The sequence below is a fragment of the Nocardioides sp. LMS-CY genome, from assembly GCF_018732145.1.
Lineage (GTDB): Bacteria > Actinomycetota > Actinomycetes > Propionibacteriales > Nocardioidaceae > Nocardioides > Nocardioides soli.
In genome coordinates this window covers 1,278,079-1,291,980 of sequence record NZ_CP076104.1, presented here as the reverse complement: position 1 = coordinate 1,291,980, position 13,902 = coordinate 1,278,079, and the positions used below count along the sequence as shown (strand labels likewise).

13 protein-coding genes are annotated in these 13,902 nt (G+C 72.8%); 5 read left to right on the top strand and 8 right to left on the bottom strand.

Translation table 11 applies throughout. From position 1 onward, the window contains the following. The first annotated feature begins 261 nt into the window (after positions 1-261). From KM427_RS06190 to KM427_RS06180, 3 genes are all read left to right on the top strand, one after another. On the top strand, positions 262-1,491 hold the full coding sequence (locus KM427_RS06190) for a 6-phospho-beta-glucosidase (RefSeq protein WP_215526640.1): 1,230 nt from the start codon (positions 262-264) through the stop codon (positions 1,489-1,491). Beyond that, the gene (locus KM427_RS06185; protein WP_215526639.1) at positions 1,488-2,444 is read left to right on the top strand and encodes an N-acetylglucosamine kinase; all 957 of its coding nucleotides are present in this window, start codon (positions 1,488-1,490) and stop codon (positions 2,442-2,444) included. Before KM427_RS06190 ends, KM427_RS06185 begins: the two co-directional genes overlap by 4 nt. A 187-nt stretch (positions 2,445-2,631) precedes the next feature. Beyond that, positions 2,632-3,705: a class I SAM-dependent methyltransferase gene (locus KM427_RS06180; protein ID WP_215526638.1), complete on the top strand. Its 1,074-nt coding sequence runs from the start codon at positions 2,632-2,634 to the stop codon at positions 3,703-3,705. 26 nt (positions 3,706-3,731) lie between these two features. Here KM427_RS06180 and KM427_RS06175 read toward each other — a convergent pair whose 3' ends face one another. Both KM427_RS06175 and KM427_RS06170 read right to left on the bottom strand, forming a co-directional pair. Continuing rightward, positions 3,732-4,358: a response regulator gene (locus tag KM427_RS06175; RefSeq protein WP_183591408.1), complete on the bottom strand. Its 627-nt coding sequence runs from the start codon at positions 4,356-4,358 to the stop codon at positions 3,732-3,734. Next, the gene (locus KM427_RS06170) at positions 4,355-5,599 is read right to left on the bottom strand and encodes a sensor histidine kinase (RefSeq protein WP_215526637.1); all 1,245 of its coding nucleotides are present in this window, start codon (positions 5,597-5,599) and stop codon (positions 4,355-4,357) included. The genes KM427_RS06175 and KM427_RS06170 overlap by 4 nt, the downstream gene beginning before the upstream one ends. 143 nt (positions 5,600-5,742) lie before the next feature. Here KM427_RS06170 and KM427_RS06165 point away from each other — a divergent pair, with 143 nt between their 5' ends. Further along, positions 5,743-6,756 (top strand): SMP-30/gluconolactonase/LRE family protein, encoded by a 1,014-nt coding sequence (locus KM427_RS06165; RefSeq protein WP_215526636.1) that lies wholly within the window; start codon positions 5,743-5,745, stop codon positions 6,754-6,756. After that, the gene (locus KM427_RS06160; RefSeq protein ID WP_252275087.1) at positions 6,753-8,048 is read left to right on the top strand and encodes an ankyrin repeat domain-containing protein; all 1,296 of its coding nucleotides are present in this window, start codon (positions 6,753-6,755) and stop codon (positions 8,046-8,048) included. Before KM427_RS06165 ends, KM427_RS06160 begins: the two co-directional genes overlap by 4 nt. A 31-nt stretch (positions 8,049-8,079) precedes the next feature. Here KM427_RS06160 and KM427_RS06155 read toward each other — a convergent pair whose 3' ends face one another. From KM427_RS06155 to KM427_RS06130, 6 genes are read right to left on the bottom strand one after another with little or no spacing between them, the layout of a single operon-like run. Continuing rightward, positions 8,080-8,451 carry a hypothetical protein gene (locus KM427_RS06155; RefSeq protein ID WP_215526635.1) on the bottom strand — a complete coding sequence of 124 codons (372 nt, stop codon included), beginning with the start codon at positions 8,449-8,451 and terminating at the stop codon, positions 8,080-8,082. Further along, the gene (locus KM427_RS06150) at positions 8,448-9,245 is read right to left on the bottom strand and encodes a DUF1838 family protein (RefSeq protein ID WP_183591412.1); all 798 of its coding nucleotides are present in this window, start codon (positions 9,243-9,245) and stop codon (positions 8,448-8,450) included. The genes KM427_RS06155 and KM427_RS06150 overlap by 4 nt, the downstream gene beginning before the upstream one ends. Next, positions 9,242-10,348 carry an oligopeptide/dipeptide ABC transporter ATP-binding protein gene (locus KM427_RS06145; protein WP_215526634.1) on the bottom strand — a complete coding sequence of 369 codons (1,107 nt, stop codon included), beginning with the start codon at positions 10,346-10,348 and terminating at the stop codon, positions 9,242-9,244. The genes KM427_RS06150 and KM427_RS06145 overlap by 4 nt, the downstream gene beginning before the upstream one ends. Next, positions 10,345-11,355: an ABC transporter ATP-binding protein gene (locus KM427_RS06140; protein WP_183591414.1), complete on the bottom strand. Its 1,011-nt coding sequence runs from the start codon at positions 11,353-11,355 to the stop codon at positions 10,345-10,347. Before KM427_RS06140 ends, KM427_RS06145 begins: the two co-directional genes overlap by 4 nt. Next, a complete protein-coding gene (locus KM427_RS06135; protein WP_183591415.1) occupies positions 11,348-12,940 on the bottom strand; it encodes an ABC transporter substrate-binding protein in 1,593 nt (530 codons plus the stop codon). The genes KM427_RS06140 and KM427_RS06135 overlap by 8 nt, the downstream gene beginning before the upstream one ends. Continuing rightward, positions 12,937-13,878 carry an ABC transporter permease gene (locus tag KM427_RS06130; RefSeq protein WP_215526633.1) on the bottom strand — a complete coding sequence of 314 codons (942 nt, stop codon included), beginning with the start codon at positions 13,876-13,878 and terminating at the stop codon, positions 12,937-12,939. Before KM427_RS06130 ends, KM427_RS06135 begins: the two co-directional genes overlap by 4 nt. Positions 13,879-13,902 lie beyond the last annotated feature (24 nt).

The window sequence follows — 13,902 nt, the reverse complement described above, 5'->3', positions numbered from 1 at the left end:
GCGCGCCTTCCTCAACCACCGTGACCCCCGAGGACGGTGGTTGAGGAGGTTGCGCTAGCAACCGTCTCGAAACCACCACGCCCAACGCGACCCGGTCCCGACCACAGCCCGGCGCCCCGACGGGTGGTTTCGAGACAGGCGCTAGCGCGCCTTCCTCAACCACCGTGCTCGGCGACGGTGGTTGAGGTGCGACGAGCGCCAGCGAGGAGCCTCGAAACCACCGTGACCCGCGGCGACGGAGGTGTGGGGAAGAATCCAGTTATGAAGGTCACCGTCGTCGGCGCGGGGTCGACGTACACGCCCGAGCTGGTCTCGGGTCTGGCCGCGCAGCGGTCGCGGCTCGCGGTCGACGAGCTCGTGCTGATGGACGTCGATCGCGAGCGGCTCGAGGTGGTCGGCGGGTTCGCGCGGCGGATGCTGGCCCACCAGGGACTGGCGACCGACGTCCGTCTGACCACGGACCGCACCGACGCGGTCCGCGACGCCGACGCCGTGCTGGTGCAGCTGCGCGTGGGTGGGCAGACGGCTCGGCTGGCCGACGAGACGTTCCCGCTGGCGTGCGGCTGCGTGGGGCAGGAGACCACCGGCGCCGGCGGACTCGCGAAGGCGCTCCGGACGGTGCCGGTGGTGCTCGACATCGCCGAGGAGGTACGCCGGATCGCCAAGTCCGACTCGTGGCTGATCGACTTCACCAACCCCGTCGGCATCGTCACCCGGGCGCTGCTCGACGCCGGCCATCGCGCGATCGGGCTGTGCAACGTGGCGATCGGCATGCAGCGCTGGATGGCGGACCTGCTCGAGGTCGACCCGGGCCGCGTCGAGGTCGACCCGGTCGGTCTCAACCACTTCTCGTGGATGCGGCGGGTGCTCCTCGACGGCGAGGACGTGCTGCCCCGGCTGCTCGACGGGCGCATGGACGACCTGAGGACGCGCCTGCCCTTCCCCGAGCACCTGATGCGGATGCTGGGCGCGCTGCCGTCGTACTACCTGCAGTACTACTACCTCCACGACCGGACAGTCGCCGAACAGCGCCGGGAGCGACCGCGCGCCGCGGTGGTGGCCGATCTCGAGACGGAGCTGCTCGACCTGTACCGCTCCCCCACGCTCGTCGAGAAGCCGACACAGCTCGAGCAGCGCGGCGGCGCCTTCTACAGCGAGGCCGCCGTCGACCTGCTCGCCTCGCTGTACGCCGACGAGCCGACCGTCCACGTGATCAACGTGCGCAACGACGGGCTGATCCCCGGCCTCGCCGCCGACGACGTCATCGAGACCCGCTGCCTCGTCAGCCGGTCCGGCATCGAGCCGCTGCCACAGCCCGACGTGCCGCCGGTCATCCTCGGGCCGATCCAGCACGTCAGCGCCTACGAGCGGATCGCCGCCGGGGCCGCGCTCTCCGGCGACGCCGACGACGTACGCCGCGCGCTGCTGGCGCACCCGCTGATCGGTCAGTGGGACCTGGTCGAACAGCTGCTGCCCGGGTTCGAGCGATGACGGCGCGCGCCCTGGTGCTCGGCGTCGACGTCGGGAACTCGAAGACCCACGTCGCCGTCCTCGACACGGGCGGAGACGTGGTCGGCGCGGCCGCCGGAACCGGCTGGAGCTCCGGCGACCTGAGCGCGGCCACGGCCGTCGACCACGTGCTCGGCTTGGCCGAGCGGGCCTGCGGACGGCGTGCCGGCTTCGCCGCCGCGGCGATCGCGATGGCCGGCCTCGACCTGCCGCACCAGGAGCGGGACATGGTCGACCGGTTCGCCGCCGCGGCACCGGCGCCCGCCGTCACCGTCGTCAACGACACCTTCGCGCTCCTGCGCGTCGGCGCGCCGTCCGGCGACGGCGTGGCAGTGGTCGCCGGCGCGGGTATCAACTGCGTGGGCGTGCTCGGCGACCGGGTGGTCCGCTTCCACTCCCTCGGCCGGCTCAGCGGCGACTGGGGCGGTGGGTACGACGTCGGTGCCGAGGCGCTCGCGCTGGCCTGCCGGGCCGAGGACGGGCGCGGGGCGGCCACGGCGCTGGAGCGGCTGGTGCCCCGTCACTTCGGCCTCGACCGGCCGCTGCAGGTGAGCGAGGCGGTGCTGGACGGTACGGTGCGCCGGGACCGGCTGCTGGAGCTCTGCCCGGCGGTCTTCGCGGCCGCCGACGAGGGCGACGCCGTGGCCCGCTCGGTCGTCGAGCGCCTGGGCACGGAGGTCGCGGTGTTCGCGCGCACCGCCGTACGCCGCCTGTCGTGGGACTCGGGTCCGGTCCCCGTCGTGCTCGGCGGCGGGCTGCTCCGGTCGCGCGACCCCGTGCTGCTCGACGCCATCACCGCGGGACTCGACGATCGGCTCGAGGTCATCGTGAGCGACGACCCGCCCGTGGTCGGATCGGTGCTGATGGCGCTCGACCTGCTCGGTGTCCCGCCGCCGGCCCGCCTGACCGCACGCCTCCGGCCGCTGCTCTCGTGAACCCCTTCCGGGCGCGATAGTCCGTCACGTTCTGGTTGTCTCGCGCGCTCGGAGGCAACCAGAACGTGACGGACTATCCCAGTCGTCGACACATACGACGATCCAGTTGTCGGCGCACGCGGCAGAGCCAGGCATGCCGACCAATGAGGGGATGCCAGGCGTGCTCGGCCGGGGTCATAGTGGATCGGTGAGCGCATCGCAGCAGTCCGCGGACGAGGTCGCGGAGCGCCTGTTCGGATCGATCCTCGGCACGGTCGAGGTGATGTCGGTCTTCCTCGGCGACCGCCTCGGCTGGTACCGGTCGCTGGCCGGCGAGGGCCCCGCCAGCGCGAACGAGCTGGCCCGGCGTACCGGCACCCACGCCCGCTACGCGCGCGAATGGCTCGAGCAGCAGGCGGTGGCCGGGCTGCTGACGGTCGAGTCCGACGGCGGGCCCGACGATCGGCGCTTCGCCATCCCGGCCAGCACGGCGGAGGTGATGACCGACCCGACGAGCCTGGCCTACCTGGCGCCCCTCGGCCGGATGTTCGGCGCGGTCGGGCCCGTGCTCCCCCAGCTCCTCGAGGCCTACCGGAACGGCGGCGGCGTCAGCTGGGACCAGCTCGGCGACGACGCCCGGGAGTCCCAGGCCGACGCCAATCGTCCGTGGTACGAGAAGCAGCTCGGCCCCGCGCTCGCGGGAGTGCCCGCGGTCCACGACGCGCTCGCCGCCCCGGGCTGCCGGGTGCTCGACGTGGGCTGTGGCGCGGGCTGGTCGAGCATCTCGCTGGCTCGTGCCTATCCCTCGGCCACGGTGCTCGGCGTCGACGTCGACGAGCCCTCGATCGCGCTGGCCGAGGACAACGCCCGCGCCGCGGGCGTGGACGACCGGGTGCGCTTCGTGAGCCGGGACGCCGCCCTCCTGCCCGACGGGACGGTCGACGTGGCGTTCGCCTTCGAGTGCGTCCACGACATGCCCCGACCGGTCGACGTGCTCTCGGCGGTCCGCCGGGCGCTCGCACCCGGGGGATCCCTGGTCGTCATGGACGAGGCCGTCGCCGACGCCTTCGCCCCGGACGGCGACGAGCTGGAGCGGATCATGTACGGGTTCAGCCTCTTCGTCTGCCTCCCCGACGGGCTCTCCTCGGCCCCGAGCGTGGGGACGGGGACCGTGATGCGCCCGTCCACGTTGCAGGGCTACGGCGAGGCGGCCGGCTTCGAGACGTTCGAGGTCCTGCCGATCGAGGAGTTCGGATTCTGGCGCTTCTACCGGCTGTCCTGACCAGGCCCGGGCCCGGGCGCGGATGATCAGGCCCGGATGATGCGCCGCTCGATCGCGGCCGCGACCGCGCCCGCCCGGGTGTCGACGCCGAGCTTCGTGTAGATGTGCGAGAGGTGGGACTTCACGGTCGCCTCGGAGACGAAGAGCTCGCGGGCCATCTCCTTGTTGCCCAGCCCACGGGAGAGCAGCTCGAGCACCTCGACCTCCCGCTCGGTGATGGTGGTCGCGCCCGGCGTCGTACGCCGGACCAGGGTCGCGGCCACGGACGGCGCGAGCACGGTCTCGCCGCGCGCGGTGGCCCGGATGCCGCCGAACAGCTCCTCGGGCGGGGCGTCCTTGAGGAGGTAGCCCCGCGCGCCCGCCTCGAGCGCCCGCAGGATGTCGGACTCGGTGTCGTAGGTCGTCAGCACCAGCACCTCCGGCGCCGGGTCGAGGGCCCGCAGGGCGGCCGTCGCCTCGGCGCCACCGGGCTCGCCGGCGCCCAGGCTCAGGTCCATCAGCACGACGTCGGGCCGGTCCGCGGTCACGACGGCGACCGCGGACTCGAGGCCGTCGGCCTCGCCGACCACGGACAGGTCCTCCTGGCCGTCGACCAGGGCGCGCAGCCCGGCCCGGATCACCGGGTGGTCGTCGACCAGCACGATCCGGATCATCGGTCCTCCTTCGGCAGGTTCGACACCGGGAAGCGGACCGACACGGTCGTGCCCTCGCCCGGCGCGCTCTCGACGTCGGCGCGGCCGCCGAGCGCCGCCGCCCGGTCCCGGATCCCGGCGAGGCCCCGGCCGCGGGTGCCGGACGGTCGTACCTGCGTGGGATCGAAGCCGCGGCCGTCGTCGCGCACGTCCAGCACCACCTCGTCCAGGTGGTAGGTCAGGGTCAGCGCGACCCGGCCGGCGCCGGCGTGCTCGCGCACGTTGGCCAGCGCCCCGCGGGCGGTGCGGACCAGGGCCGCCGCCACGTCCGCGGGTACGACGACCGGCTCGCCGTCGACGCGGACCTCGACCCGCATCCCGGGCGCGGCCTGCTCGGCCGCGCGCCGCAGGGCGGCGGGCAGAGCGTCGGGCAGGGCGGTGCCGGCAACGTCGCCGGCGAGATCGGCCGGGGCCAGGTCGCGCACCACCCGGCGTACCTCGTCGAGGCCGTCGCGGGCGGTCGCCGCCGCGGTGCGCACATGGTCGCGGGCAGTCTCGGGCTGGGTGTCCCAGGCCTGCTCGGCGGCCTGGAGCAGCAGGTTGATGCTCGACAGGCCCTGCCCGACGGAGTCGTGGATCTCCCGCGACAGGCGGGTCCGCTCGGCGAGGGCTCCGGTGCGGTGCTGCTCCTCGGCGAGCTCGGCCTGGGCCTCGACGAGCCGGTCGAGCAGGTCCTGGCGGGCACGCGACTCGAGGTCGAGGGCGCGGTAGGCGAGCACGGTGACCAGCGCGACGCCGATCGGCCCGGCGACCTGCACCGGGTCGAAGCCGTCGGCCGACGAACTGTCGAGTCGCTGCCAGGCGGCGGTCAGCAGCACGGTCATCAGCACCACGGTGCCGACAGCCCACGCGAACGGGACCACCCGCAGCACGGCGAAGGCCACCGGCACCGCACACCAGGCGAACGACGGTGCCACTGCAGTCAGCGCCCCCCACAGCACGACCATCCCGGTCACCCACACGGTGGGCCACCAGCTGCGGTCGGCCAGCAGGCCACGGGTGGCGTACGCGAGGCCAAGTACCAGTGCGCCGGCCAGGACGGCGACCCCGGTGGCGTCGAGGGCGTGCCGGTCGACGTACCGCACCGCGCAGGTGACGAGCAGCACCACCAGCACGACCAGCAGCCACCGGTCCAGCCGGTTGGCGGGCGCGAGGATGCCGTGCTCGCCGGGGCGGCGCGAGGCGGGGTGGAGGACAGACATGGCTGGCCAAGCCTAGGGAGGAACGGCGGTCCCCGGAATCAACCGATCGGCTATCGAGGGGTAGCCGGCTGCCCGACGTCCGGACCCCTCGCGGCCAGCACAGTGGTGGCATCAACCCGAGAGCCACCACCCAGGAGAGATCCATGAAGCGCACGACCATCGCCAGCACGCTGCTCGCCGCGACCGCCGTCAGCACCGTCGGCGCGGCCGTCGGCACCGCCACGCCGGCCCTCGCCGACCAGGACCGCGACCACGGCCGCGCCGCGAGCTACCTGCTGACCGGCGACCCGGTCGACGCCGCCAACCCGGCCGGCTCGAAGTTCGAGGGCATCGGCGCCGACGAGCGGCGCGGCCGGTTCTACGTCAGCGAGGTCACCGGCGGCGAGATCCACCGCGGCAAGGTCGGCACCGCCCGGACCCGGGAGTGGCTGGCCGGCCACGGCACCGACGGCCGGTTCACCGCCCGCGGCATCACCGTCGACGACCGGGGCCGGGTCTACGTCGCCGGCGGCCCGAACGGCATCGGCGACGGTGGCGTCGACAACGGCCGCCCGGACCTGTGGGTCTACAGCAAGGAGGGCAAGCGGCTCGCCGCGCTGCGGACCCCGGGCAACGACGTCTTCCTCAACGACGTCGCGATCGGCCCCGACGGCGCGGCGTACTTCACCGACTCCAACGACGCCCAGATCTTCCGCGTCGCGAAGGGCAAGCAGGGCTGGAACGTGCGGCTGTGGGCCGACGCGAGCAACAAGATCACGCGGGAGACCGGCTTCAACCTCGGCGGCATCGTGCTGACCCAGGACAAGAAGGCGTTCGTCGTCGCCCAGGGCAACGTCGGCACGCTGTGGCGCTTCGCCGTGAAGTCCGGCAAGGTCACCCGGGTGAAGACCGGCAGCGCCGACCTGGTCAACGCCGACGGCCTGGTCCTGCAGGGCAGCCGCCTTACCGTGGTCCGGAACTTCAGCAAGCAGATCGCCACGCTCCGGCTCTCCGCCGACGGCCGCCAGGCGAAGCTGATCCGCCAGCAGGCCACCTCGCCGGACCGCGTGCTGACCACCGCCAAGGAGCTGCGCGGCCAGATCCTGTACGTCGACAGCAAGTTCGACGAGCAGGTCGCCTCCGGCCCCTACGAGGTCGTCGCGGACCCGACGCGATGAGGCGCCTCGTCCTGGCCGCCCTCCCGCTCGCCCTTCTGCTGGGGGCGTGCGGGGGCGGCGGCCCCGCCACCACCCCGGAGCCCGATCCGGACCGCGCCCGGAGCCCCGCCTCCCCGGGCGGGTCCGCGAGCGGTCCGGACGCGAGCGACTCGCCGGGCGACGCCGCCGGCGCGGGGAGCGCTCCGGACGCCGAGGAGCAGGCCGCGCTGGACCGCCGGCTCCGCGACGCGGCCTGGGCGAACGACGTTGCCCGGGCCCGCCGGCTGATCCGGCAGGGCGCCGACGTGAACGCCAAGGACGAGACCGAGCAGTCGGCGTACCTGGTCGCCACCAGCGAGGGCTACCTCGACCTGCTGCGGCTCACCCTGCGCTCCGACGCCCGGATCAACGACAAGGACAGCTGGAACGGCACCGGCCTGATCCGGGCCGCCGAGCGCGGCCACGGCCTCGTCGTGGGCGAACTGCTCCGGGCCGGCATCGAACGCGACCACGTCAACCGGATCGGCTACCAGGCCATCCACGAGGCGGTGTGGCTCGGCGAGGACACCGCGACGTACGCGACCACCGTCCGGGGGCTCGCCGCGGGCGGCGCACGCCTGGCGAGCCGCTCACCCTCAGCGGGACTGACCCCCGTGGAGATGGCCCGCGAGCGCGGGTTCGACGGACTGGAGAGGATCCTGAGGAGCATGACCACTGCCGATCGCCCTGCCGACCCCGACGCCGCCCTGCTGCGGGCCGCCGCGGACGGCGACGCCGACGCGGTCGCCGTCGCGCTCCGCGCGGGCGCCGACATCGAGGCCCGCGACGAGCGCGACCGTACCGCGCTGCTGCTCGCCGTCACCTACGACCGGGTGCCGGTCGCCGAGGTGCTGGTGGCCATGGGCGCGAACCCCGACGCCCTCGACGCCCAGCACGACACCCCGTGGCTGGTCACCGGCGTCACCGGCAGCGTCGCGATGCTCGAGGCCCTGCTGCCGGCCGACCCCGACCTCACCGTCCGGAACCGGTACGGCGGCCTGTCGCCGATCCCGGCCAGCGAGCGCGGCCACGTCGCCTACGTGCGCCGCGTCGTGCAGACCGACGTCGACATCAACCACGTCAACGACCTCGGCTGGACCGCGCTGCTGGAGGCGATCATCCTCGGTGACGGCGGTCCCGACCACCAGGAGATCGTCCGGATCCTGCTGGCGGCCGGGGCCGACCCGACCATCGCCGACCGCGACGGCGTCTCGCCGCTGCGCCACGCCGAGCAGCGCGGGTACGACGAGATCGCAGCCCGGCTGCGCCGCTGAGCCCGGCGACCCCGCCCGCGGCGGCTCGAGCTCATCGGGCCGCCGCGGGCTCCCTCGGGATGTCGGCGTCGAACCCGACGGCGACCGGCAGGTCCGTCACGACGCGGGTGTCGAGGAACTCCCACCACTCGTCCTGCGAGACCCGCTCGGACTCCCAGTCCGCGTTGCTCTTGAGGTTGGCGAGCGCGGCGCGGTACTCCCCCCAGCCGGCCTCGTTCTCGAAGCCGGCCCAGTTCTCGATGACGTAGACGTCGCCGATCACCGAGTAGTACCAACGCAGCGACTTCACCATCGGCAGGTCGTCGTAGAAGAAGCGCTCGCGGTCCTCCAGCCAGGACCAGAACTCCTTCATGTTCTGCCGCGCCCGGGGCGCGAGCTTCATCCGGTAGACGAGGTAGATCATGCGGGGCTCCCCTGCAGGTGACGCCGGAACCAGGTCCAGCTGGTCTCGTTGGGCTCGCTCCACGCCTCCGGGGCGCTGGCGTACTCGGGATAGTGGGCGTCGATCTGGACGCGGGTCGTCTCCGGCACCTCGTCATACGAGCCGAGCTTGACGCCGCGGGTGTGGAACACCAGGCCACCCGGGCGGTCGCCCATCCGCATCCAGGGCAGCCACGGGGACAGTCGGGCCCACGAGAGCTCGCAGGGCACCGAGGTCAGCGACTCGTCGGCGAGCGCACCGGCGCTGGTGAAGAACTGGAACAGCTCCAGCGCGCGGTAGGTGTCGTCGGCCGAGTGGTCGGGGAACTCCGCGACCGGCAGCGGGGAGGGATAGGCGAGCGGGATGTCCATGTTGAAGCAGATCCGGTCGCCCAGCCGCGTGGTCGGCACCCGGAACGGGCCCCATCGGGTCTCCAGGGTCCAGCGCTGGTTCACCGGATCGTTGGTGACGTGGCAGACCCGCACCTCCTCCCCGGTCCAGGGGTTCGACCAGGTGTCCAGGACCTCCCGGGTGCGGGGGTCCTGGTAGAACGCGATCTCCCGCGACAGCAGGTCGTAGCCGTCCTCGGTGGGGACGACGCGCGCGACGTTGAGGCCCTCGAAGCCGAAGAGGTGCCGGTACGCCTCGCCCGGCGCGTTCACGTAGACGTCGCCGGTCCACCAGACCGGCACGTCGGCGCCGGACAGGTCCGCGCGGGTGCGGGCCAGGGCGTCCAGCTGCTGACGGGGCGAGTCCAGGGGCACACTCGTGTTCATCGAACCTCCAGTCGGTCGGTGACGTCGGCCTGCGGGTGCGGCAGGTCGACGGTCGGGGTGTCGCGGGCACAGTCGGCGGGTGGGTCCGGAGCCGCGGCCGGCTCCGGCCGGTCCTCCGGAAGGGACCCCGGCATCAGCAGCGGCATGCCGACGTCCAGGATCCGGTGGCAGGCCACCTCCACGCCGGCGTGCTGGAGCAGCTCCGGCCGCTCCTGGCCGCACTCATCGCTGGCCAGGTGGCAGCGCGGGTGGTAGGCGCACCCGTGCGGCGCGGCCGCGGACGAGGGCACCTCGCCCTTCGCCGCCGCGAGCTCGCGGTGGTCGGGGTCGGGGTCGGGCACGCTGTCCAGCAGCATCCGGGTGTACGGGTGGGAGGGCCGGCGCAGCACCAGGTCGGCGGCGCCGCTCTCGACGAGCCGGCCCAGGTACATCACCGCGGCCCGGTCGGCGATCATCCGGGCGACGTCGATCTCGTGGGTGATCAGCACGATGCTCAGGTCGAGGTCCGCTCGCAGCTCGCGCAGCAGGTCGATCACGGTCGCCTTGACGCTCGCGTCCAGGCTCGCGGTCGGCTCGTCGAGGACCAGCACCTTCGGCGAGAGCAGCAGCGCCCGGGCCAGCGCCGCGCGGGCCAGCTCGCCACCGCTGACGTCGGAGGGCCGCGAGGCCAGGTGGGCCGCGGACAGCCCGACCCGCTCGACCATCTCCTCGATCCGCGCCCGGCGCTGGCGCCGGTCGGTCTCGACCTTGTTGACCAGCAGCGGCTGGGCCAGGGAGTGACCCAGGGTGCGGCGTCGGTTGAACGCCGACCACGGGTTCTGCGCGACCAACTGGATCAGCCGCCGGTCCCGCGCGGTGCGCTCCGGCCGCAGCTCGACACCGTCGACGGCGATCGTGCCCCGGGTCGGCTCGACCAGTCCGACGAGCATCCGCGCGACCGTGGACTTCCCGCAGCCCGACTCGCCGACGATCGTCATCACCTCGCCGCGCTCGACGGCGAAGGAGACCTCGCTGACCGCACGCACGAGGACCGAGCTCTTCTGCCAGCCGCCGTGGTCGATCCGGAAGTGCTTCTCGAGGCCCTCGGCCACCAGCATGCTCATGTCGCCTCCTCGACCCGGTGGCACCGGACCATCGACGTCCGGTCGCCCAGCACGGCCGGCATCTCCTCGGTGCAGCGCGCATCCGCGAGGGCACAGCGCGGCGCGAACGGGCAGCCGGTGGCCCGGTTGGCACCCGCCGCCGTACCGCGCAGGGTGCTCAGCCGGCCGCGCTCGGGCGTCCAACGGGCCGGCATCGCGCCGAGCAGCGCCTTCGTGTACGGATGCTGCGGGCGGTGGAACAGGTCGGAGGTGGTGGCCACCTCGACCAGCCGGCCGCCGTACATCACCCCGACCCGGTCGCAGATCTGCGCGATCACGCCGAGGTCGTGCGAGACGTAGACGATCGACAGTCCCAGGGTGTCGCGAATGCCGAGCAGCAGCTTGAGCACCTGGGCCTGGACCGTCGCGTCGAGGGTCGTGGTCGGCTCGTCGGCGAGCAGCAGCGAGGGCCGGTTGGTCAGCGTCGCGATCGCGATCAGCAGCCGCTGTAGCTGGCCGCCCGAGAACCGCGACGGCAGGTTGTCGAGCCGGCCGAGCACCGAGTGCAGGCCGATCCGCGCCAGGGAGTCGCGCACGTCGCTGTCGTCGATGCTGTCGCCGAAGTACCAGCGCAGCTGCTGCCCGACGGGTGTCGTCGGCGACAGCGAGGTCATCGGGCGCTGCGGCACCAGGGCGATCTCGGTGCCCCGGATCCCGCGCATCTGCTTGTCGGTGAGCGAGAGCAGGTCGCGGCCGCCGAACTCCACGCCGGTGGCCTCCACCCGCGCGCTGTTCGGCAGCATCCGCATCAGGGCATTGCAGATGCTGCTCTTGCCGCTGCCCGACTCGCCGACGACGCCGAAGACCTCGCCGCGGCGTACGTCGAAGCTCACCCCGCGCACGGCCGTGACGGCGGCGCCCCGGCCGGCGGCGTACCGGACCGCGAGGTCGCTCACCCGGAGCACGACGTCGTCGCTCGCGTGGCGGCCCGGCGTCGAGGTGCCGGGTTCCAGGGTGAGCTCACTCATCGGTGCCCCCGGGGACCAGCGAGAGGTTCTGGGGGGCCACCCGGCTGATCCGCAGCTGGTCGAGGTTCAGGGGCGAGACCGTGGCCAGCCGGGCGACCACGATCTTCGGGTACACCGGAGGGAACATCACGGCCTCCTCGACGAGGATCTCGTTGATCCGGCGCAGGCTCGCGGCCCGCACCTCGTCGTCCGAGGTCCTCCAGACGGTGTCCATCAGCTCGTCCACCTCCTGGTTGACGAAGCCGCACGAGAGCACGCTCGTGGACTGCGCCGGCGCGAGCGCCATGTAGTTCGCCGGTCCCGAGGTGAAGCCGGACTGGAAGACGTTCATCAGCATGTCGTAGCTGCGGTCGAGCATCTTGTTCGACCACGGCCCGCCGGCGAGCTGTTGGATGGTGACGTCGATGCCGATCTTCGCCCAACCGGCGGCCAGCACCTGGGCCATGTCACGACTCGTGTGGTTGGTCCCGATGGTCAGGGTGAAGTCCCGCCGCTCGGTGGTGGCCTGGTCGAGCAGCTCGCGGGCGTGATCGAGGTCGGGTTCGTCGGGATAGGGCTGGAGGTCGGGATCCCAGCCCATCTCGGCCGGTCCGATGGGCCCCTGCCCGATGACGGCGGCGCCGCCGAAGACCTTCGACAGCACCCCGTGTCGATCCGTGGCTGCGGCGACGGCCTTGCGGAACCACGGATCGGAGAACGGCTCGCGCATCACCGCGACGTAGCTGAGGATGTCGTTCGGTCCCTCGACCTCGTCGACGTGCAGGTCCGGGTTCGCCCGCACCGAGCCGATGTTGTGGTACGGCACCGAGGTGAGCAGGTCCACCTTGCCCTGGCGCAGGCTGATCAAGCGGGTCGCGCCGTCCTGGAAGACGGTGTACTCGATGCCGGTCAGGTCGGGCTTGCCGCCGTGGTAGCCGTCGTACGCGACCATCTTGAAGGTCTGGCCCGGGGTGAAGGACTCCAGCCGGAACGGGCCGGTGCCCATCATCGCGTCCTTGCGCTTGGCGTAGTCGCGGTGGACGATCGGCAGGTTGGTCAGGTGCGACCGCATCAGGCCGTACGGCTTGGTCAGCTCGATGCGGACCGTGTACGCGTCGTCGGCGCCGTAGCTCTGCACGTAGCCGAGCAGGTAGGTGATCCACTCGCTGCCAGACCCGAGGTCGTTGACGTGCGCGAGCGTGGCGACCACGTCGTTGGCGGTCAGCTCGTCGCCGTTCTGGAAGGTGATCCCGCTGCGCAGCGGGATCCGCCAGGTCAGCCCGTCCGCGGAGACCTCCGGCTCCCCCGCCGCCAGCAGCGGCACCGAGCGCTGCCGGTCGTCGTAGGCGTAGAGCGTCTCGACGACGGGCTCGGCGATCCAGCGGGTGACCTCCGACCCGGAGTCGAGCGGGTTGATGTTGCTGGGCGCGGAGGCGACGGCGATCCGGAGGATGCCGTCGCGATGGCGCTCCTCGATGCGTGAGGCCACCGAGGTGCTCGCGCAGCCCGTCGCCGCGGCCACCGTCACCGCGGTGATCCCGAGGAACCCGCGCCGGCTGAGCGGGAAGCCCTCCCCCACCACCGATCGAAGTCGCTCCGTGCTCACTCCGCACCCCCTTCGCTGCCGCCGAGCAGAGCGTCGCTGAGCGCGTCGCCCAACAGGTTGAAGCCGAGGATGCCCAGCACCATCACCGCGCCGGGCAGCGTCGCGTACCACCAGGCCCCCTCGAGGATCTGGGAGCCGGCGTCGGCGATCAGGTTGCCCAGCGTCGGCTCGGGTGGCGCGAGCCCGAAGCCGAGGAAGCTCAGGCCGCCCTCTGCGAAGATCGCGATCGCCATCGCCAGGCAGGCCTGGACGACCATCGGCGGCAGCACGTTGACCGAGATCTCGGAGAGCAGGATCCGGGTCCGCCCCACGCCGAGCACCTGGAGCATCGCGACGTAGTCGTCCTGCATCTCCACCAGCGTCGCCGCGCGGACGATGCGGGCGAAGAAGGGCACGAAGCCCAGCGCCAGGCACACGATCAGCCGGGTCCGCATGCCGAAGGTCACCGGGCCGATCTCGATCGTGCCGGTGCCGGTGAGCGTCAGCACGAACATCACGAAGACGAACATGGGCAGCGCCTGGACCGTCTCCAGTCCGCGCATGATGGCGTTGTCGAGGCGGCCGTTGTAGTGGTAGCCCGCCAGCATGCCGAGCGGCATCGCGACCGACAGCGAGAGCAGCACGGTCCCGAGGGAGATCGTCAGCGAGTTCCAGGCGCCCTCCGCGGTCCGGGCGAAGACGTCGCGCCCGAGGGTGTCGGTGCCGAACCAGTACTCGGCGGACGGCGGCTCCGCACCCGGCGCGTCGAGCAGGGTGGGGTCACCGATCAGCTGGCCGACGGTGGCGATCAGCAGGAACGCGACCACGCAGCCGACGCCGAACCAGTTGGTGACGCCGTGGATCGGCCAGCGTCGTACGTCGACGACCCTCAGCACCAGCGGCCGGGAGGCCGGGCGCGCAGGCACCGGCGCCGCGGTCGGGCTCATCACGGTGGTCACCGGTCGGTCTCCCTCGGTTCGGCG